Annotated in this window: 17 protein-coding genes; 11 read left to right on the forward strand and 6 right to left on the reverse strand. The window is 40.8% G+C overall.

Annotated features, from left to right (window positions below):
- Positions 1-2 precede the first annotated feature (2 nt).
- The 3 genes from truA to AB1Z56_RS19725 form a co-directional block, all read right to left on the reverse strand.
- Complete coding sequence (gene truA / locus AB1Z56_RS19715; RefSeq protein WP_309365333.1) at positions 3-758, reverse strand: tRNA pseudouridine(38-40) synthase TruA; 756 nt, start codon at positions 756-758, stop codon at positions 3-5.
- Positions 759-830: 72 nt separating this feature from the next.
- Positions 831-953, reverse strand: coding sequence for a hypothetical protein (locus AB1Z56_RS19720; RefSeq protein ID WP_293957265.1), 123 nt, complete (start codon positions 951-953; stop codon positions 831-833).
- A gap of 136 nt (positions 954-1,089) precedes the next feature.
- Positions 1,090-2,391 carry a UDP-N-acetylmuramoyl-tripeptide--D-alanyl-D-alanine ligase gene (locus AB1Z56_RS19725; protein WP_426789931.1) on the reverse strand — a complete coding sequence of 434 codons (1,302 nt, stop codon included), beginning with the start codon at positions 2,389-2,391 and terminating at the stop codon, positions 1,090-1,092.
- 446 nt (positions 2,392-2,837) lie between these two features.
- On the opposite strand from AB1Z56_RS19725, the gene AB1Z56_RS19730 reads away from it, so the two are divergent.
- The 11 genes from AB1Z56_RS19730 to AB1Z56_RS19780 all read left to right on the forward strand — a co-directional run bounded on the left by AB1Z56_RS19730 (position 2,838) and on the right by AB1Z56_RS19780 (position 17,382).
- Positions 2,838-3,140: a pectinesterase family protein gene (locus AB1Z56_RS19730; protein WP_426789932.1), complete on the forward strand. Its 303-nt coding sequence runs from the start codon at positions 2,838-2,840 to the stop codon at positions 3,138-3,140.
- A 101-nt stretch (positions 3,141-3,241) separates the two neighbouring features.
- Positions 3,242-4,912 carry a glycoside hydrolase family 28 protein gene (locus tag AB1Z56_RS19735; protein ID WP_309365325.1) on the forward strand — a complete coding sequence of 557 codons (1,671 nt, stop codon included), beginning with the start codon at positions 3,242-3,244 and terminating at the stop codon, positions 4,910-4,912.
- A gap of 7 nt (positions 4,913-4,919) precedes the next feature.
- Complete coding sequence (locus AB1Z56_RS19740) at positions 4,920-6,836, forward strand: glycoside hydrolase family 88 protein (protein ID WP_426789933.1); 1,917 nt, start codon at positions 4,920-4,922, stop codon at positions 6,834-6,836.
- A gap of 5 nt (positions 6,837-6,841) precedes the next feature.
- Positions 6,842-7,879, forward strand: coding sequence for a pectate lyase (gene pelA / locus AB1Z56_RS19745; RefSeq protein WP_426789934.1), 1,038 nt, complete (start codon positions 6,842-6,844; stop codon positions 7,877-7,879).
- Between the two features lie 12 nt (positions 7,880-7,891).
- On the forward strand, positions 7,892-9,409 hold the full coding sequence (locus AB1Z56_RS19750; RefSeq protein WP_309365320.1) for a tagaturonate reductase: 1,518 nt from the start codon (positions 7,892-7,894) through the stop codon (positions 9,407-9,409).
- Between the two features lie 12 nt (positions 9,410-9,421).
- Entirely contained in the window at positions 9,422-11,068 is a 1,647-nt protein-coding gene (locus AB1Z56_RS19755) for a UxaA family hydrolase (protein WP_426789935.1), read from the forward strand.
- 14 nt (positions 11,069-11,082) lie between these two features.
- A complete protein-coding gene (uxaC, locus tag AB1Z56_RS19760; protein ID WP_309365316.1) occupies positions 11,083-12,483 on the forward strand; it encodes a glucuronate isomerase in 1,401 nt (466 codons plus the stop codon).
- 5 nt (positions 12,484-12,488) lie between these two features.
- Positions 12,489-13,514: a sugar kinase gene (locus AB1Z56_RS19765; protein WP_293900478.1), complete on the forward strand. Its 1,026-nt coding sequence runs from the start codon at positions 12,489-12,491 to the stop codon at positions 13,512-13,514.
- Positions 13,511-14,155: a bifunctional 4-hydroxy-2-oxoglutarate aldolase/2-dehydro-3-deoxy-phosphogluconate aldolase gene (locus AB1Z56_RS19770; RefSeq protein ID WP_309365312.1), complete on the forward strand. Its 645-nt coding sequence runs from the start codon at positions 13,511-13,513 to the stop codon at positions 14,153-14,155. The genes AB1Z56_RS19765 and AB1Z56_RS19770 overlap by 4 nt, the downstream gene beginning before the upstream one ends.
- A 99-nt stretch (positions 14,156-14,254) precedes the next feature.
- On the forward strand, positions 14,255-15,691 hold the full coding sequence (locus tag AB1Z56_RS19775) for an MFS transporter (protein ID WP_408733552.1): 1,437 nt from the start codon (positions 14,255-14,257) through the stop codon (positions 15,689-15,691).
- A gap of 71 nt (positions 15,692-15,762) precedes the next feature.
- On the forward strand, positions 15,763-17,382 hold the full coding sequence (locus AB1Z56_RS19780; RefSeq protein WP_426789936.1) for an NADP-dependent glyceraldehyde-3-phosphate dehydrogenase: 1,620 nt from the start codon (positions 15,763-15,765) through the stop codon (positions 17,380-17,382).
- A gap of 191 nt (positions 17,383-17,573) precedes the next feature.
- On the opposite strand, the gene AB1Z56_RS19785 is transcribed toward AB1Z56_RS19780, so the two are convergent.
- The 3 genes from AB1Z56_RS19785 to AB1Z56_RS19795 all read right to left on the reverse strand — a co-directional run bounded on the left by AB1Z56_RS19785 (position 17,574) and on the right by AB1Z56_RS19795 (position 21,762).
- Positions 17,574-18,341, reverse strand: a complete 768-nt coding sequence (locus AB1Z56_RS19785) for a rhamnogalacturonan acetylesterase (RefSeq protein WP_426789937.1) — start codon at positions 18,339-18,341, stop codon at positions 17,574-17,576.
- A 67-nt stretch (positions 18,342-18,408) separates the two neighbouring features.
- On the reverse strand, positions 18,409-19,965 hold the full coding sequence (locus AB1Z56_RS19790) for a DUF4957 domain-containing protein (protein ID WP_426789938.1): 1,557 nt from the start codon (positions 19,963-19,965) through the stop codon (positions 18,409-18,411).
- A gap of 15 nt (positions 19,966-19,980) precedes the next feature.
- Positions 19,981-21,762 (reverse strand): RagB/SusD family nutrient uptake outer membrane protein, encoded by a 1,782-nt coding sequence (locus tag AB1Z56_RS19795; RefSeq protein ID WP_426789939.1) that lies wholly within the window; start codon positions 21,760-21,762, stop codon positions 19,981-19,983.

Below are 21,762 nucleotides of genomic sequence, written 5' to 3' on the forward strand. Positions count from 1 at the left end.
TTCTATATATATGGATACGCCACCTCTGTTAAATATAATCCATGTGCTGGCACGGAAACACCCGCTTTGCCACGGTTTTTGCTTTGAATAACCTCTTGCATAAACGAAACAGGCTTGCCCTTCAACCCTATTTCCAGCGATGTGCCCACGATGGCACGAACCATGTTGCGCAAGAAGCGATCCGCTGTGATGTGAAAGACCAAGTGCTGTTCGGTATTCCAGACCCACTCAGCTCTACGAATATCGCAAATATTTGTAAACACCTGCGTATGAGACTTACTAAAGCATTCAAAATCCTGTTTCCCTAATAAAAATTTTGCTGCTTCGTTCATCTTTTCTACATCTGGACGATCGCGCATAAAACATGAATAGGGATATATGAAAGGATCTTTATGAAAATGAAGATGATATTCGTACGATCTTTGTATAGCATCAAAACGTGCATGCGCCTCAGCCTCAACTTCAATCAAGCGTTTAACGGCCACATCAAAGGGTAACAAAGCATTAAGAGAATGAATAAAACGATCTGCCTTTTGTAGAATACCTACAGGAGCTGCATCGAAATGCGCATACAATTGCTTGGCATGAACACCCGTATCTGTACGGCCAGCTCCAGTTGTTTCAATGGGCTCCCGCAACAGGGTTTCAAGCGCTTTATTCAGCACTTCCTGCACGGAAATTGCATTATTCTGAATTTGCCAACCATGATATGCCTGTCCAAAATAGGCTATTTCTAAAAAAAAACGTCTTTTATCCATTATATGCAACAAAGGTACGTTTTTCCAAATGAGCATCATTTCTCCGCAGAACGAATTTGCTCATTTTCTTCATTATTTAATCCTTACATGACAAAACTGTTTGTTTTGCACTTCCTTTTTACTCAAATCTGCCTGATGGGTAATTTGGTATTCAGCGGCACCAAAGCCACAGTAAACACCTACTATCTTCGCCATGCGACCACGGTAAGTCCACAGTGAGTCGACATTGAGTCCACCTTTTTAAGTACATTCAATGCGGGAGCACCATGACCGCAATATGGTCGCACCCCGAACATATTCCCTAGTTGTGCATAACACAAAGCTAAAAAGACTATAGTAAATCGACCAGATTTTCAAAAGCCATGCCCCGCGACGCTTTCAATAAGACTGTCGCATCCGTAATCGGTTTTTCTTGAAGTTTTTCCTTTGCTTCGGCTGTTGTCTCATAAAACTCCCCGCCTTCATACCTATGCGCGAAAAATTCTTTCCCTACAAAAATCTTACGATCTGCCGGAATAGCTCTTACGTTTTCAACAATTTTTTTATGCTCTTCAAAGGATTCGGCTCCCAATTCAAACATATCCCCCAATACAATAGCCTTCTTATCCGCTTCAATAATCCGGATATTATCCAGTGCAGCGGCCATACTTGTTGCATTGGCATTATAATAATCACAAATTAGCGTATTGTGGGCCGTTTTCATAACCTGCGAGCGATTGTTGGTAGGCGTGTATCCTTCAATACCCCGATTGATCGCCGCGGAAGAAACGCCAAAATGCAGACCTACTGCAATTGCTGCAAGAAAGTTTTCGGTATTATAAGATCCTGTTAACTGGGTATCGACAACATAAGATTCGTCCGCACCTTTCTTTTGCCATTCAATTTGTAAAAGAGGATTTGCCCGAAGAAGCTTTCCAATCACATCATTACTTTCCGAAAAACCATAAGTGACAATATCAGTTATCCGGCGAACAGAAGCCATCTCTTTAAGGTGTGGATTATCAGCCTGCAAAAATAATACACCTTGATGATCTTGCAGCCAATCGTACAGTTCGCCTTTGGTTTTCTTCACTCCCTCAAAAGATCCAAAACCTTCTAGATGTGCTTTACCAACGTTAGAAATCAAGCCATGTGTCGGTTCAGCAATCGCACATAAAAAAGCAATTTCCTCCAAATGATTCGCCCCCATTTCGATTATTGCCAGCTCAATGGAATCATCGATTGCCAATAATGTTAAGGGAACACCGATATGATTATTGAGATTTCCTTTTGTTGCATATGCCTTGTACTTCTGTGACACAACGGCGTACAAGAGTTCCTTCGTCGTCGTTTTGCCATTGGTCCCTGTTACCCCTACAATTGGAATATGCAGCTGATGCCTATGGTAATTTGCCAGTTGCTGCAATGTTTTTAGCACATCATCAACAAGAATATATGCTTCTCCTTTTTGATAAGCCTCTTCATCAATAACAACATATTTAGCCCCCATTTCGAGTGCTTTCTCAGCGAAAGCATTGCCATTGAAATTGGCTCCTTTTAGCGCAAAAAATATACTATCCTTTTCTATTTTACGTGTATCCGTTGTAATATTAGGGTACTGTTTATAAATCTGATAGAGTGATTGGATATCCATGTTGAGAAATTTGTTGAACAAACTTAGATAAATTGCCTTTTATATGCAATACAATTAATCCTCGTATAAAAAATATATGATTCTTCTGTGTTATAATCATCTTTTAAAATCAATTTAACTTAGCAGAATGCATTTCATTCTGAAGTATATTCATTGTGCAGGGACGCTTTTTTCGGATGTTATTCGGACCAGCTTCGGACCAGCTTCGGCTCATCAATAGATCTTGACCAAACCCTGACCAGATCTGGACCAGACCCTGACCAGGAATTGTCTGGTCATATATTGATCAAAGATGGCACTGATCCTCTTCACGCCCGAACGTGGTACGAACAAGGTACGAATCAGAAGCAAACGTTACCGATAACGTTTGCGCATTTATTTTGACGGATTTCCTTTAAGGAAGGCTTTAATATTGGTAATTTCATTGACCAATTAAACAATTTGGAATGCGGACGATCATACTTTCCTTTTTTTTAATTCCTTTCTTTCTTTTTGCTGCAGAAGTAAAGAGTTATGATTTTGTCGTGGCCAATTTTCCAAAACTTATTGAAAACAAAGGCTGGCACAACTGGGACAAAGATTCTAATGGGAAAACAGCTTATTTCGCAGAATATAAAAACAAAGGCGCAGGCTCAGTGTCACAAAATCGTGTCAAATGGAGTCGCCTATTGGCAGATCGAGAGACCGATAGCCTTAATTTTCAACGTGTATTCAAGGATTGGGTACCAAACCTTACATTTGATCGATAAATAATGACCGGTAACGATTGCATAAGTTTTTCATCCAAGTTAGGGGCAAAGAATGTACAATTGCTTTTACAAATAACCATTTTTAAACCAAAATGTAAAAAATGAATTCGTTTAAAAAGCACTATTCACGTACATTGAAATCTGCTCTTGGATTGCTTCTCGTGCTACCACAGCTGTGTATGGCCCAAGAGCCTGCTCGTCCTATCGTACAACAAGTCGATTTTAAGAAAGATACATTAAATATCGGCAATTATGGCGCTAAAGGTGACGGTCAATTTCTTAATACGGTGTCAATCAACCAAACCATCCGTAAGTGTAGCGAACACGGCGGCGGTGTAGTACTGATCCCCGCCGGAATTTGGTTGACAGGGCCTATCGAAATGCAAAGCAATGTAAACCTGCACCTCAAACGAGACGCTGTCCTGCTTTTCACAAAGGACTTTGATCAATACAAACTTGTTGAATCTAATTGGGAAGGCGAGCCGGCTTGGCGCAATCAAAATCCAATATCAGGCAAGAACCTTTATAATATAGCAATTACAGGCAATGGCATTATCGATGGTAATGGAGATGCCTGGAGGATGGTTAAAAAGAGTAAACTAACAGCATCGCAATGGAAAAATCTTGTTGCATCTGGCGGCACGGTCGACATGGATAGCGAAGTCTGGTATCCCTCCGCAAGTTCGCTGAAAGGTTCAAAAGAAAAGAAAGCGGGGGTCATCCGCCCGGGAACAAAAGTCGATGATTTCAAAGATGTCAAAGATTTCTTAAGGCCCAATCTTTTGGTATTTACGAACTGTAAAAAAGTATTGTTGGAAGGTATAACTATACAAAACTCTCCGGCATGGAATATACACCCTTTACTATGTGAAGATCTGACCTTACGTAAGCTCTCGGTTCGTAACCCCTGGTATGGCCAAAATGGCGATGGCGTCGATGTCGAGTCTTGCAAGAATGTGCTGATTGAAGATTGTACATTTGATGTTGGCGATGATGGCATATGCATAAAGTCTGGTCGTGATAAAGCTGGTCGTGAGCGTGGCAAACCAACCGAAAATGTCATTGTTCGCAATAATGTTGTTTATCACGCACATGGTGGGTTTGTAATTGGGAGCGAAATGAGCGGTGGTGCCCGTAATATTTGGGTGGAAGACTGCTCGTTTATCGGGACTGATATCGGACTTCGTTTTAAAACGACAAGAGGTCGTGGAGGAGTGGTAGAAAACATCTTCATCAATAATATCAATATGGTTGATATCCCAGGCGAAGCGATTCTATTTGACATGTATTATGCGGCTGTAGATCCAGTCGCTTTAGCGGGAGAAAAGAGGCCTGCTGTAAAAACAGTTACACTTCCAGTTACGGAAGAAACACCGCAATTCAAAAACTTCTATATCAAAAATATCGTAGCGAAAGGAGCTTCAAAAGGAATTTTCTTACGTGGTCTCCCTGAAATGCATATTCAGCATATCTGGATAGAAAATGCAACATTGGAAGCAAATAAGGGTATAGAAATCATTGAAGCTTCTCAGGTTAATCTGAAAAATATAACATTAAAAACAACAGAAAATAATCCACTGATCGCCATCAACAATAGCACTGCGATAAATCTAGATAATATCCAAGCATTAGAAGCCCCTGAACTATATATCGAGGTCGCGGGTGAGAAAAGCAGTCATATCCATCTATCGAAATCCAACACAAGGACTGCAAAGACGGTCAGTCAATTTATAGGGGGAAGTACAGACAAATCCTTAACGATCAAAAATTAGGAACGTGATGAAAAAGTTATTTTTAATTCTTTTAAACCTTACAGCACTTGTTCCATTTTCAGGGTTTGGCCAGCAAAAGCCTTTTTCTGAGCAGATGGCAAACACTGTGCTTGAACAGCTCTATCCAGATTCGCTATTCAACAGAACCGACAAATTTCCGAAATGGTCATACGATATGGGGGTTATTTTTGAAGGCCTAACAGATGTATGGCGCAATACGGCTGACGCCACCTATTTTAATTATATGCAGTCACGCATGGATGCTTATCTCAGCATTCCGGATTCGATTAAAAACTATGATGCACACGATTTCAATATAGACAATATCAAAAATGGTACGGCACTATTAACGCTTTACAAAGTAACCGGTAAAGAAAAATATCTAAAGGCTTGCCACCAATTATATGCACAGCTTCAACAACATCCTCGCACACATGAAGGTGGATTTTGGCATAAGAAAATTTATCCTTACCAAATGTGGCTAGATGGCTTGTACATGGGACAGCCTTTCTATGCAGAATATGCTAGCTTAATGGATATTCCTGCCGCTTTTGACGATATCGCCAACCAGTTTAGCTACATGGAAAAAAACGCCCGTGACACGAAAACAGGCCTGCTGTATCATGGTTGGGATGAATCAAGAAAGGAACGCTGGTCAAACCCCAAAACAGGTTTATCTCCACACTTTTGGGCCAGAGGTATGGGCTGGTATGTAATGGCGCTTGTCGATGTGTTGGACTATTTCCCAGAAGAGCACCCACGCAGACAAGAACTCCTTGCAATCTTAAACAGAACGCTATCGGCAATCGTCAAGTATCAAGATGTCAAAACCGGTGTTTGGTATGACATTGTGGATCTGGGGACAAGAAAAGGAAATTACCTAGAATCTTCGGCCTCAAGTATGTTTGTATTTGCATTGGCAAAATCATTACGCAAAGGTTATATCCCAGCGACATTTCAGAAAAATCTGGATCGGGGCTACCAAGGGCTTGTAAAGGAATTCATCACCCCTGCTGGAGAAAACCGTGTTAATCTCACAAAGACTGTTCAAGTTTCGGGTTTGGGTGGAAAAAATTATCGTGATGGCAGCTTTGCGTATTATATGAGCGAACCAGTTATCACCAATGATCCCAAAGGAGTCGGTGCTTTTATCCTTGCAGCTTCCGAAGTTGAATTTGCGAAGGAACAAAAGGGCAAAAAAAGACGCACTGTCACATTGGACAATTATTTCAACAACGAATATAAAAAGGCTGCATCGGGGCAACTTCAACCTTACCATTATCTTTGGGATGGTGACGACAACAACGGGTTTTCCCTGCTGGGTAGGGTATTTGAAAAAAATGGTGGTCAATTAAACACATTAAGAACAGCACCTACTATACAGAATCTCTCAAAATCCAATGTCTACATCATCGTAGACCCCGATACAGAGAAAGAAACTGAGCATCCCCATTTTATGAATGAAACCGACGCCCAACAGATTGCGCAATGGGTTAAACAAGGAGGGGTACTCGTTCTTTTCTTAAATGATAGTGGCAACTGCGAAATCACCAAATTCAATACCCTCACACAAAAATTTGGCATCACATTCAATGAGGATAGCCGCAATCGTGTGAAAGGAAATGACTTTCAGACTGGAGCAATCACTATTCCAAAGGGTAATGCCGTATTTCCGAATACGGGCCAAATATATATCAAGGAAATCTCAACATTACAGGTAAACGCACCGGCCCAAACATTGATTCAAGACCATGGAGATACCATCATTGCTACCGCAAAATATGGAAAAGGTACCGTATTTGCTATTGGCGACCCCTGGTTATATAATGAATATACCGATGGAAGAAAGCTACCTAAGGAATATGAGAACTTTACTGCAGCGAATGATTTAGTGCACTGGTTATTCAAACAGATTAACAACTAGAGACCATGAGAAAAATAATTATTCTAAGTTTCATCGCGGTCTCAGTGTTTCATAATTACTGTACTGGACAGGCCGTGCCCACCAAAGATTCATTGGCCGAAAAGATGCTTCAGTACCAGTTGTCAAATGGAGCCTGGCCCAAACAGTTGGTAGACAAAAGTGTTGTAGATTATAAACTTCCATTAACGAAAGAGCTCTTGCAAAAGGTCAAGAAAACAGATATTGATCATGCCACGCTCGACAACAATGCGACAACTCGGGAAATAACTGGATTGATCAAGGCTTTTAAGGGCACTAAAAATCAGGCTTATTTGACTGCAGCAGAAAAAGGTATTTCATATATTTTATCGGCTCAATATGAGAATGGTGGATTTCCACAATACTACCCCAATAAGTTACTCTATAGAGCTGAGATAACCTACAACGATGATGCAATGATCAATGCATTACTGGTGCTTTACAAAGTCGCTAATAAGCAAGACGGGTTTGAGGCTATCAATCCCATATTTGTATCAAAAGCGCAAACAGCAGTAGAAAAAGGCATAGTCTGTATCCTAAAAACACAGGTCATGCAAGACGGAAAAAGGAGTATTTGGGCAGCGCAATATGATCAGAATACTTTAAAACCTGCTCAGGCAAGAAAATTTGAACCTGCTTCATTAAGCACAAGTGAATCTGTTGCCATCGTTCGCTTTCTCATGCTGCAGCCTGCAACGGATGAAATTAAGCAAGCCATCGAACATGCAATACATTGGTTTGAGCAGCATGATATTGAAGGTTACCGCTTCGACCGTATACAAGATAGGCTGACTGGAAAATACCAACGGCAGCTTGTCGCTGATCGTACTTCCACGATTTGGGCTCGGTTCTATCATCTGGAAGACAACCGTCCGTTGTTTGGAGATCGGGACAATACAATCAAATACAACTTTGAAGAGGTTTCAGAGGAACGCAGAAACGGCTATGCTTGGTTCGGCAACTGGCCAGAAAAGCTGATCCAAAAGGACTATCCAAAGTGGAAAAAACAATATAAAATTCAATAATAAAACGAGCAGATGTTACTGACACAACATACTATACATACAATCAATTCTGATCACATCAGCAAACCGACAGAGTCCTCTTTCCTTTATCCAGAAAAGATTCTTCAATTTGGCACAGGTGTGTTACTCAGAGGCCTCCCGGATTATTTTGTCCATAAAGCAAATCAGAAAAAACTGTTTTGCGGTAGAATCCTGGTTATAAAGTCAACAAGTTCGGCCGGTGCTGATGCCTTCGAACAACAGGACAACCTATACACATTATCCATTAAAGGGATAGAAGACAGTAAAGAGATTTCACAATACGAAATCAATAATTCGATTTCTCGTGTGTTAGCGGCCAACCAACATTGGTCAGAAATATTAAAAAGCGCCGAAAATCCAGATCTTGAAATTGTCTTCTCCAACACCACTGAAGTCGGCATTGTTATGAGTGAAGACAATATCAATGACGCACCACCGGCTTCTTTTCCGGGTAAACTTTTGGCTATTCTCTACCGGAGATTTGTTTACTTCAATGCGGATAAAAATAAGGGCTTAACTGTCGTCCCTGCCGAATTAATTACCGACAATGGAACTAAATTGAAATCAATCGTCACCGCCTTGGCTAAGCTGAATAAGCTCCCAGAAGAGTTTATGGACTGGCTTGATACCGCCAATGACTTTTGCAACACCTTAGTCGATCGTATTGTTCCCGGAGCATTGCCTCTAGCGGAATACACCAAAGCCTGCACTTTACTAGGCTATGAAGATCAATTGATGATTATGGCCGAACCCTTTCGCTTATGGGCGATAGAAGCTATTTCTGAACGTGTGCAACAACGTCTTTCCTTTGCATTGGCAGATCCGAATGTATTGTTGGTTCCTTCAATTGAAAAGTACAAGGAAATCAAACTGAGACTGCTCAATGGAACGCATACCCTAAGTTGTGCCCTTGCCCTTCTTGCGGGCTTCGAAACAGTAAAGGAGGCTATGCAAAATACAGCATTTAATCAATTTATACGTCTTTTAATGCAGGATGAAATTGGTCCAGCCATTTTAAGCGACAATATTTCAGTTGCGGACATCAACGATTTTTCATCCAAAGTCATCGACCGCTTTGCTAATCCGCATCTCGAACACAAATGGGAATCCATAGCTTTAAATTATAGCTCAAAAATGGCAATGCGCAATATCCCACTGTTAAGAAAGTGGTATACAACACACCATGAAGCTCCACAACTGTTCGCACTTGGATTTGCGGCTTATCTCTATCTATTAAAATCTAAGCTGAACGGTAATCAATATGAGCAATTGATCAATGGACGAACAATCGTACTTCAGGACGAATCAGCACCGAGATTACATGCCGCCTGGATCAATCCAGATAAACTTGTCCATACCGTACTTTCAGATACAGATTTATGGGGAATCAATTTAACGGAGTTCCCTCATTTTGAAGAAACAGTCAACCAGAAATTACAACAGATCATTGAAGTAGGAGCATTAAAGGCACTCGAAATTTCATCAGTTCTTGACAATAAAAAGGTATAAATAACGCTACAGATGAAAAATAACGTATTAAAGATACACCCCAAAGACAATGTATTGGTCGCCTTACAAAATCTCAAGAAAGGTGACGCAATTTCGTTTGAGGGCACACATTATATTCTACAGGAAGATATTCCGGCCAAGCATAAATTTTTTATGCAAGACATGCACTTTGGTGACGAAATACATATGTACGGCGTACTCGTAGGTAAAGCTCAATTTGATATCCCTCAAGGAAGCATCATGAATACTGAGAATACCAAACATGCTGCAGAGCCATATCATTTTAGGCCCTCACATTATCACTGGGAAAAGCCTGATGTTTCAAAGTTTGAAGGAAGAACTTTCAATGGTTATCTCCGTCCGGACGGCCGTGTTGGCACTGCAAATTATTGGCTATTTATTCCAACCGTTTTCTGCGAAAACAGAAATCTTGACGTGATCAAAGAGGCACTATACAATGAGCTTGGTTATTCAGTCACTGGAAAATACAAGAACTTCACACATCAACTGTTAAAAGCCTATGAAAAGGGGGAAACACTGGACCTATCCTCACTCGAGCAGCTAAACACAATTACGGAGCAATCGGATCGCGTATTCAAAAACGTAGATGGGATCAAATTTTTAAACCATCAGGGTGGTTGTGGCGGAATCCGACAAGATGCTGCCATCTTGAGTAAGTTACTTGCCGCCTACGCCGACCATCCGAATGTCGCAGGTATCACAGTATTGAGTTTGGGCTGCCAAAATTTACAGCTGAATGATCTAGTCAACGATATCAAGCTACGTAATCCGGGTTTTGACAAACCACTATACTTATTTGAACAGCAACAATCAAAAAGTGAGGAGCAACTGCTGAAAGAAGCGATACTACAAACATTTATTGGACTGACAGAAATTAATAAACTAGGCCGACACCCCGTACCATTGAGCAAATTAACCTTGGGTGTAAAATGCGGCGGCAGTGATGGATTCAGTGGTATTTCAGCCAATCCCGCTGTCGGTTATACTGCCGACCTTTTGGTTGCTCTAGGCGGAAAGGTACTGTTGGCTGAATTTCCAGAATTATGTGGTGCCGAGCAGAATCTAATAGACCGTACCATCGATCCAAAGGCCGCCAATAAATTCATCGATCTCATGACCGCCTACAGCAATGCTGCCGAGGCTGTTGGTTCGGGTTTTTATATGAATCCATCTCCAGGAAATATCCGTGATGGACTTATCACGGATGCGATAAAAAGTAATGGTGCCGCAAAAAAAGGCGGGACTTCGCCCGTTGTGGATGTTTTGGATTATACCGAGGAAGCGACGAAGCCGGGTCTTAACCTAGTATGCACTCCAGGAAATGATGTAGAAGCGACCACAGGGAAAGCTGCTGCTGGCGCAACACTAATTCTGTTTACGACTGGACTGGGTACCCCTACCGGCAATCCAATATGTCCGGTCATCAAAGTTGCAACAAATAATATACTGGCAACCAAAATGGCCGACATTATCGATATCAATACAGGTCCTATTATAGACGGTGAGAAATCGATCCAAACCATGGGAGAAGACATTTTAGAATATTGTATCAAAGCAGCCAGTGGTGAAATAACACCAAAGGCTGTCCAATTAAATCAAGACGATTTCATACCTTGGAAAAGAGGTGTGAGTTTATAAAAATAGGATATTGTATGAAAGCTTTTTTAGACGACAACTTTTTATTAAACACAAAAACAGCAGAACAGCTGTATCACAACTATTCAAAGCATTTGCCGATCATTGATTATCATAATCACTTGATTCCGGAACAGATCGCTCATAACGTAAAATTTGACAATATTAGTCAGGTCTGGTTACATGGCGATCATTACAAATGGCGGGCGATGCGGGCCAATGGTGTCAATGAGCGTTATATTACAGGTGATGCTTCCGATGAGGAAAAATTTATCAAGTGGGCAGAAACTGTTCCTTATACACTACGCAATCCATTACATCACTGGACACACCTCGAATTACAGCGGTATTTTGGTATCACAGATTTGTTGTCCCCAAAGACAGCAGCCAAGATATATGCCGATACAGGTGCATTATTACAACAAGATAGCCATTCGGTTCGCGGATTACTGAAGATGATGAACGTTGAAGTCGTTTGTACCACAGACGATCCTATCGATAGCCTCGAGTTTCATCAACAATTCGCAAAGGAAAAAGAATCGTTCAAGATGCTTCCCGCGTTTCGTCCGGATAAAGCGATGAACTCGGATGATATCATTGCATTGAATCAATATATCGACAAACTGGAAGTGGTCAGCGACATGCAGATCAATAGCTTGGGAGATTATTTAAACGCGTTAAAAACAAGACATGATTTCTTTGCTGCCAATGGATGCAAAGTATCGGATCACGGATTAGAACAAATCTATGCAGAAGATTATACCGAACAGGAGATCGTGACGATCTTTGACAAGATCCGTACAAAAAAGGAAATCTCTCCGACCGAAAATCTAAAATTCAAATCCGCCATGCTGATTTACTTTGCAGAATGGGATCATGAAAAAGGCTGGGTTCAACAATATCACTTAGGAGCATTGCGCAACAACAATGCCCGTATGCATCGTTTGATCGGACCAGATACAGGTTGGGATTCGATCGGAGATTTTAGCCAGGCACGTGCATTGTCAAAATTTTTGAATAAATTAGACGATCAAGACAAGCTAACCAAGACCATCTTGTATAATCTCAATCCTGCCGACAATGAACTTATTGCAACTATGATCGGGAATTTCAATGATGGTTCAATCAAGGGAAAAATTCAGTTTGGCTCAGCTTGGTGGTTTCTAGACCAAAAAGATGGTATGACAAAGCAGATCAATACACTGTCAAATATGGGTTTATTGAGCCGTCTCGTCGGTATGTTGACAGATTCTAGAAGCTTCCTTTCATTTCCAAGGCATGAATATTTTAGAAGATTGTTGTGCGACATCTTCGGACAGGACATTGAAAAGGGGGAGATACCAAATGATATCGAATGGGTAGGGAAAATCATAGCAGATATCAGCTATAATAACGCGAAAGAATATTTTGAATTTTAATGAACATGCAGGGTAAAGTTTTAAGCTTTGGAGAATTGTTGTTGCGGATCTGTCCCGACATCGAACGGGATTGGATTGAACAACATCAGCTGCCTTTCTACGTCGGCGGAGCGGAGCTGAATGTAGCCACAGCCCTAGCGCTGTGGAATGTACCGTCATCCTATTTATCTGCTATTCCCCAAAATGCCATCTGTGAAGGTATTGATAGCTACCTGCAACGCAGAAATATAGACACATCAGCGATGCAGTGGACTGGCGAGAGATTGGGTATTTACTATCTCCCAAAAGGAAAAGATCTAAAAAATGCGGGGGTCATTTATGATCGTGCGAACTCATCGTTTGCAAACCTCAAAGTGGGTAACATAGACTGGGAAGAGATTTTTGCCGATGTCAAATGGTTTCATTTTTCAGCCATCTGTCCTGCAATTAGCCAAGATATAGCGGACCTATGCCTGGAAGCTGTAAAAAAAGCACAAGAGAAAGCAATCTTTGTATCATTGGACCTTAATTATCGCGCTAAACTCTGGAAATATGGAAAGGCACCGAAAGAGATTATGCCCGAAATTGCCCAATATTGTAATTTAATTATGGGCAATATATGGGCCGCTCATCAGATGCTCGGAACCCAGCTAGACGAACAATTCTTAACTTCTTCTTCTGGATATCGGGAAGAAGATCTACTGGCACAAGCAGATCGTACAAGTAAGGAAATTATTTCCGCGAATCCGATTTGTCAATATGTGGCCAATACCTTTCGTTTTGACTATCAAAATAAGGGAATCAAGTATTATACCACGCTGTTTGACAAAGACAGCCTGATTAAATCAACGGAATATACTGCAGAAGAAATTTTGGATAAAGTAGGTAGTGGAGATTGCTTTATGGCTGGTTTGATTTATGGGTTATACTCCAACCTTTCTCCAAAAGAAACCCTAGAGTTTGCAACGCTCGCAGCGTTCGATAAATTATTCATCGCCAGCGATGCGACAACAAGTACTGTGGAAGACATAAAAAATAGAATGACAGCATGAATTTGAAAGAAATTGTATTAGATAAAATTATAGAGCAAGGGACACTTCCTTTGTTCTTCCATCACGATAAAGCAGAAAGTATCGAGATTCTGCGAACCCTATACCGAGCTGGTATACGTGTCTTTGAATTTACAAATCGCGGCCCCGAAGCATTGGCTGTTTTCGAACGCTTAATTGCAACTAGAGACCTCGAAATGCCTGATCTTTATTTAGGTATTGGCACCATAAAATCAGTTGATGAAGCTCAACAATTTCTGCAAATTGGAGCGGATTTTATTGTTTCTCCTATTGTAAATCCACTCGTTGGTTCCCTTGTACATGAGCAGCATAAGCTATGGATTCCAGGCTGTATGACACCCACAGAAATCTATACCGCGCAGCAGCAAGAGGCAGCGCTTATAAAATTGTTTCCTGCAAATATCCTGGGGCCGGCATTTATGTCTTCGATACGAGATCTCTTTAAAGGTCAGAAATTTATGCCGACGGGGGGCGTAGAAATCGAAATGGAGAATTTAAAAGCATGGTTCAAATCAGGTGTATGCGCTGTAGGCATGGGCAGTAAGCTAATTGACCCTAAAAACACCGTCAATTTATTCGAAAACACTAAAAAGGCTCTTGACTTTGTGTCAAAGGCACGGTAACCATCCCTCAATACTGCCTTAAAAAGCAAACGTTCGGAGGAGATATTATTGGTACACAAAAACAGACAGGTATACTAAAAATAAACTATTAAACCCATTATGATTAACACGGAGAAAAAGGGTAATTACCGTTGGGTGATATGCTCGCTACTATTTTTTGCTACTACAATCAATTATCTGGATCGTCAGGTGCTGTCCTTAACTTGGAAGGATTTTATCAGTCCTGAATTTCATTGGACAAATACCGACTATGGCAACATTACAGCATTATTTTCGATCTTTTATGCGATCAGTATGCTTTTTGCAGGCCGCTTTGTCGATTGGCTGGATACAAAAAAAGGCTTTTTATGGGCGATCGGAATCTGGTCCATTGGCGCGATATTACATGCATTCTGTGGTATAGCGACTTCAGGCATTGTCGCCGGTGAATGGTTTGTTGGTTTCGAAGGAGCAAAAGAGGCAATTTCTCAGGTTAACAACGTGGGTTTAGTAATGAGTGTCAGCGTCAATCTATTTATTTTTGCCCGGTTTGTTCTTGCTGTAGGCGAGGCTGGTAACTTCCCCGCCGCGATTAAAGCTACAGCAGAGTATTTCCCAAAGAAAGATCGCGCCCTGTCTACCAGTATTTTCAATTCAGGGGCAACCATAGGAGCATTAGCAGCCCCACTGACCATCCCCGTCATCGCAGCACACTGGGGCTGGGAGATGTCTTTTATCATTATTGGTGCTCTAGGATTTGTCTGGATGGGCTTTTGGATTTTTCTTTATAAAAAGCCACACGAAAACCCGAAAGTAAATGCCGCAGAATTGGCTTATATTCACCAGGATGATCATGAAACAGAACAAAGCGGAGCAACCAAACAACCAAGAACGACCATATCGGAATGTCTAAAATACAAGCAAACTTGGGCTTTTGTATTTGGTAAATTTATGACTGATGGTGTATGGTGGTTCTTCTTATTTTGGATGCCGGCCTATCTTTCAGCTGTATACGACATCAAATCATCGGATACCGAAGGACAATTGGCAATATTCGTTTTATATGCCATTACCATGTTGTCTATTTATGGCGGGTGGCTACCAACCTATTTTGTTGACAAGAAAGGAATGAATGCTTATGAGGGCCGTATGAAAGCTATGTTGTTATTTGCTTTTGTACCCTTAGTTGTACTTCTCGCCCAGCCACTGGGTCACATTTCCTATTGGATACCTGTCATTTTGATCGGTTTTGCTGGAGCTGCACACCAATCATGGTCTGCTAATATTTTTTCGACTATAGGTGATTCTTTTCCTAAACGTGCCATTGCGACTGTTACTGGAATTGGGGGACTCGCTGGGGGTGTAGGAGCCTTTATCATCAACAAAACGTCTGGATGGTTATTTGATTATGCAAAAGAAACTCAGCTAGTCTTTATGGGCTTTAAAGGAGAAGAGGCAGGATACTTCATTATCTTTTCTTTCTGCGCCATAGCATATTTAATTGCATGGCTTGTAATGAAAACACTAGTACCTAAACTTATTTTAATAAAAAATTAACATATATTGCAAAATTTGTATTATATTAGCAATATCTTTATAAATATCAATCTAAACCATTTTTAAAAACAATGAGCTTAAACTTAGAAAGTATTTTCTATGAGGAGAAAGACATTCCTGCAGAATTTACACTAGACGAACAGGTCGATCAAAGAGAGTTCCTTTCCAATGGAGAAATGATTTCTTGGACGGGTCAAGTAAACGAGGTTTTTTCACCAATCTGTGTGAAGACTAAGGATGGCTTGAAACGTAAGCGCATCGGTAGTTTCCCTGTTTGTACTGAAAAAGAGTCCATGGAAGCCTTGGAAGCTGCTGTAAAAGCATACGACAATGGCCGTGGAGAATGGCCGACAATGAGCGTTGCCGATCGTATTACTTGTGTTGAAAATTTCACACAGAAGATGATTGCCAAAAAGGACATTGTTGTCAAGCTTATTATGTGGGAAATTGGCAAATCCTATGCAGACTCGGTAAAAGAGTTTGACCGTACTGTGGAATACATCTATGCAACGATCGATGCATTGAAAGATATAGACCGTGATTCTTCGCGTTTTCAAATCGAACAAGGTATTGTCGCCCAAATCAGAAGATCTCCATTAGGCGTCGTCCTTTGTATGGGCCCATTCAACTATCCGTTGAATGAGACATTCACGACATTGATTCCTGCATTGATCATGGGAAATACCATGTTATTCAAACCACCTAAACATGGTACTTTATTACATTATCCTTTATTAGATGCTTTTAGAACCAGTTTCCCTAAAGGTGTGGTCAATACAATCTATGGTCGGGGCAATAAGATTGTTCCTAGTTTAATGCAATCAGGAAAGATCAATGTCTTGACGTTAATCGGTTCAAGCCGTGTTGCTGATGAACTTAAAAAATTGCATCCAAAAGTGAATCGCCTTCGTGCTATTCTTGGCTTGGACGCAAAAAACGCAGCAATTATTACAAAAGACGCAGATTTGAACCTCGCGGTTTCTGAAACTGTATTGGGATCACTCTCTTTCAATGGCCAACGTTGTACAGCACTAAAAATTATCTATGTACATCGCAGCTTGGCACAAGAGTTCCTAAAACGTCTCTCTGCTGAAGTCGCAAAATTGAAATATGGAATGCCTTGGGAAAAGGGTGTGTCTTTGACTCCACTTCCAGAAGTCAATAAACCGGCTTATTTGACTGAATGCATTGAAGATGCAAAAGCATATGGTGCAAAAGTAGTCAATGAGAATGGCGGTCAAGTTGCAGAATCGTTCTTCTACCCTGCAATTGTTTATCCTGTCAATTCACAGATGAAACTTTACAGAGAGGAACAATTCGGTCCAGTTATACCAGTCGTTCCTTTTGATGACCTTGAAGAACCTATCGAGTACCTAATCGGGTCCTCGCACGGACAACAAGTAAGTATTTTTAGTAATAATGCAGCTGTTGTTTCATCGCTTATTGATCCACTGGTCAATCAAGTGAGCCGTGTAAACATCAATTGTCAATGCCAACGCGGTCCAGATACTTTCCCTTTCACAGGTAGAAAAGACAGTGCTGAAGGAACCTTGTCAGTAGTTGATGCTCTGCGTTCATTCTCTATACGTTCTCTAGTGGCCACAAAGTTCACCGAAGAAAACAAGAAATTGTTAAATGAAATCGTAAGTGAAAATGAATCAAATTTCTTAAGTACGAAATACATTTTCTAGTATACGGCTGATATCAAAAAAAGCGACATCGAAATAATCGATGTCGCTTTTTTTTCCGAAAATCCATTTTTTCAGAAATTTTCCAAGCATTTTTTCATATCACCTGCATTGTGTTAGGACAAGCCTTCCCCTCTGTCGATCAAATTAATTTGAGTTTACGATTCTTTCTGATTTTATAGCACCCTATAAAGTTACTTCACAATCAAATTTGTCTGAATAGGTAACTGCAATTCGCGAATCCCCTTAGCAACTAGCTTCGCCACTTCATTGGCGCCAAAGGTATTCAAATGTGTATCATCTTTCTTTCCCTGTGGATAATTCATATCACCACTGTCCACATGCAAAAATAATTTCTTACTTCCTTCTTCTCCGTAGGACCTGACAAGTAATGTTGTCTGATCCTCCATGTCAATACAAGGTATTTGCATATCTCGGGCAATTTTGCTGATAACAGCTGGATATTGTCCATGGGTCTTGATGAGAACGCCATTTTCAAATTTGCGTCGTGCTATTGGTGTCAAAAGAACTGGGATTCCCCCTTTCTCCTTTGTTTGATTGATATAGAAAATCAAATTCTGCTCAAACTCCTCCAATGAAGTTCCCACATTGGGTTTATTGACTTTTTCGTCATTATGTCCAAACTGGATAAAAACATAATCTCCGCGACGGAGGTTTTCAAAAATAGGTTCCCAATGATTAATAATGCTCCCGTCCTTGCCCATATCTTGTTTAAAGGATTTAGAACTGCGGCCATTTAATGCGCGATTATCGACCTTCACTTGTTGGTTAAACATCTTTGCAAAAGCCATTCCCCAACCAGTTTCTGGAAAGGTGTGTTTGTCCTTATTTGCAGCTGTTGAATCGCCAATTATATAAATTGTGAGAGTTTGTTCTTGCTGTAAAGCAAGGAGGAAAATTACCATCACAAAACCCGAAATAAGTATACTAATTTTTTTCATTGAACGTATAAAAAGACACACGCCTTCTTAATGAAGCAGAAGGCGTGCGGTAATAACATAAAAAATACTATTGACCCCATCTTGGATCACCAATACCATTATCCTTTAATGTTTGGTTTGTTAGTGTAAAGTCTCCTTTAAGGGCGTCCTTGAATCCAGGATCCAATAATGTATAGCCGTTAGCAACAACATCATTTTTCACTCCAGAGGCAGAGCTGTTATAGAAGTTTACCGCATCAAAGTAATTATTACTTTTGCGCTCGACAAGATTAGTTGCAGACTGATTAGCAGTCATTGCCAGTGACTTCATAATTAAATTTTTGGAGAAAGTGATTTCATTCTTCGCTAAACGCACATAGAAGAAACGTTTAGCAGCATCTTGTATAACATTATAAAAGGTATTGTTATTCACTTTAATTATACTTGTAATAGCCGGATAAGCGGTAGATCCGCCTGCGTCCATTCTGATAAATTCCCGGTTCAAGACAGCATTAGAAACGGTATTATTTGTAAATTCAAAGTTTTTTGCAATCGCATTTCTAAAATCGACAAACTCATTTCCATTACCAACAAAGTTATCGAAGATATTATTGTTAACGATAACTGTTTCTATCGATGCATTAAAATTACCATACACGAGTCCTTTCGGATAATTTATCAATTTACTATCTTCCAGGCGAATATTTCCGAAAGCGCCTGTCTGCAATGTAATGAAACAGTTGCCGCCCGACTTATTTTCTCCATCAAGCATAAGATCTTTTAATGACAGTGATGCGCCCTTATCCAAATTAAAATAAGCAGATTTTACCAACGGGCGATCGGCCGGTTTTGCACCTTTGATGGATATCGCTTTATCGATCAGTACATCAGCAGCAAGCGAATAGGTTCCCGGCATTAAAGCAAGCACATCCCCCGCTTTGGCAGTTCCGATCACAGCAGCGAGATCGTCTGTCGGCTGCACAACAACTGCATCACCCAAGTCTATCGCTGTTGTGAATGTTGCTGTTCCCCGGATCTTGTTTCCTTTCAATAGTGTTGCGGTGTAGGCTGTTTCTCCCACTAGACCTGTGACTGTTGCTTCCCCTGCAGCAACCTCTTGCGGTGTCAAAGTATGGATTATATTCCCTGGGTTAACGGTTATCGTCGTTGCCTCTTCACCTGCGGTCCAATTCAGACGAACAGAAGTTGCTTGAATTCCCTCCGGACTGACAGGTTTCATAATCTGTTCTTCGTTGGTCTTAAAGGTAATGGTACTCCATTTGGAATCAGCCACTTCAGCTCCTATAGCCTTGATGCGGGCAGAATAGTTGGTTGCTCCATCCAACCCAATAATAGTATAGGGAATCTGATCATTTGTAATACCTTCAATTTTCTTGACAGGGTTACCCTCAAAATTGAGTTCTCCATTGGCAAACAGTTCTAGTGTATAACCTGTCGCTGCAGTATTTTTCTTCCAGGTCAACTGAACTCCTGTTTGATTAATTATTCGAGCGCTCACTCCTGTAGGAGAAAAATAACGATCTGTTGTCAGTTCTGTTAGTTCCTTTATAGGGTCGTCAGAACAGCTTATATTAGCGAATATAAGTCCAAGACCGAGATATAGCAATATATTGATTCTTTTCATTCGTATGCTTATTTTCTATTGAAAATTAAAACCATTATTAGTCAACTTACCGTTGCTATTATCCAAAAAATACTGCCAAATAGGCCAAAATTGCTGTGCATTGGGATCACGAAGATATAAAGCATCCCAAAAGGTTGATTGGTCACTGCTCGCTACCATCGTCCATTTTTTTAAGGAAGTATATCCTGCTGCAGCACCTAAAGCATCTGTATCGCCATAATTTAAACCATATATTTCCACTTTTTCACCATCAGCAGCTGTCTTGTAGTAGATGTTGGTAGGTAAAGTCGCATATTTACCTTGTCTATTCTCCAGCTGTTGTAACTTTTGTTTAGCTTCAGCCAACTTGGTTCCCAGAAGATTCCATCGTATCAAATCTCCTTTACGCAACATTTCTCCCGTAAACTCCAATGCGCGCTCATTGACAATAGCATCAAAGAATACGTCCTTACTTGTGGTTATTTGTTGCATATAAGCCGTTACTTTCTCCGGATTATTTGGATATGCACGATCGCGAATCATTTTAAAATAAGGGGCAGCAGCACTCGGACCGTCCAATTCATTAATTGACTCTGCGGCCATTAGCAGCACATCAGCATAACGCATATACATCCAGTTCAGACCATCATCATTTGTAGAAGTAACAATTCTTGACATCCACTCATAACGATATTTCCCAAAATACCACTTACCGAGATTTGTTGGTACTTGCACACCTCCCGTCCATTCATACGGAACACAGCTTACGTCACGACGCACATCTTCTTTTTCGTATTCGTAGAACATAATAGGATTCGGGCCATTTGTCCCACCCTTATTTTGGCCAGTATACTTATCTGTTGTCGTATGTTTGACACCGAGGTCAAATATGACACGGCCACGGCCTTCACTAAAAGGGATTTCCCACAATGATTCCAGTCCGGCCTGTCCTTTCTCTTGGCATAGTGTTTTAAAAACCTCTTCAAAACCGAGAAGCTTTGCAGCGCCGCTATTAATGATATCCAAACATTCCTTTTTTGCCAGCTCATACATCTTTTTCGAACCCAATTCAGGATCGTTACTTTTACGGATTCCATCTGCACGTTGTGAATAACCTCCGGCAGCCAAGGCCAAACGAGCACGCAAACCTTTAGCGAATGCTTTATTGATATGTTCAACATTGGATGTCTTTGCACTTTGGTTCGGCCAAGGCAGATAGTTTTGAGCTTCCTCCAGATCGGCCAACAACTGCTTGTAAATTACATCACGATCGCTACGCTCGATATAGATTGTCGCTGTACTCACTGGTTCAAAGCGAGCAGGCACATCACCCCATGCTTTGACGAGGTCGTTATACACCACAGCCCTCAAAGTTAAGATCTCACCTAAAATATAAGCCATCTCAGGACGCTGCTCAATATTTCCGTAACTACGTAACCCTCTAATCGCCAGATTCGCCCGCTCTATTCCTTCATAAAACTTAGCCCAAGCATTGTTATCCGTATTCATTTGGGTATTATTCACATTAGTATTATAGTTTGACAATCGCGATTTTTCATCGCCAATATTCTTCAGACTATTATTGACCTCTGCATCCGTGTTAATGCCATAGAATACCAGATATCTACCCCGATAGGAGTTTGTTTCACCAAATGATTGAATAATTCCTGCAACAGCCCCTTCCGCGAGATCTTGGTTAGAAAAAATAACCGACTCATCCAATGCCGATTTAGACGGTGTTTCCAATATTTTATTACATGATGATACCGTTCCTGCGAATAATAGAGCCAGGCTTATATGCCATAGTGTTTTTTTCAT

Origin of the sequence: Sphingobacterium sp. WOUb80, assembly GCF_050058145.1 — a bacterium.
In the GTDB taxonomy this organism is placed as follows: Bacteria; Bacteroidota; Bacteroidia; order Sphingobacteriales; family Sphingobacteriaceae; genus Sphingobacterium.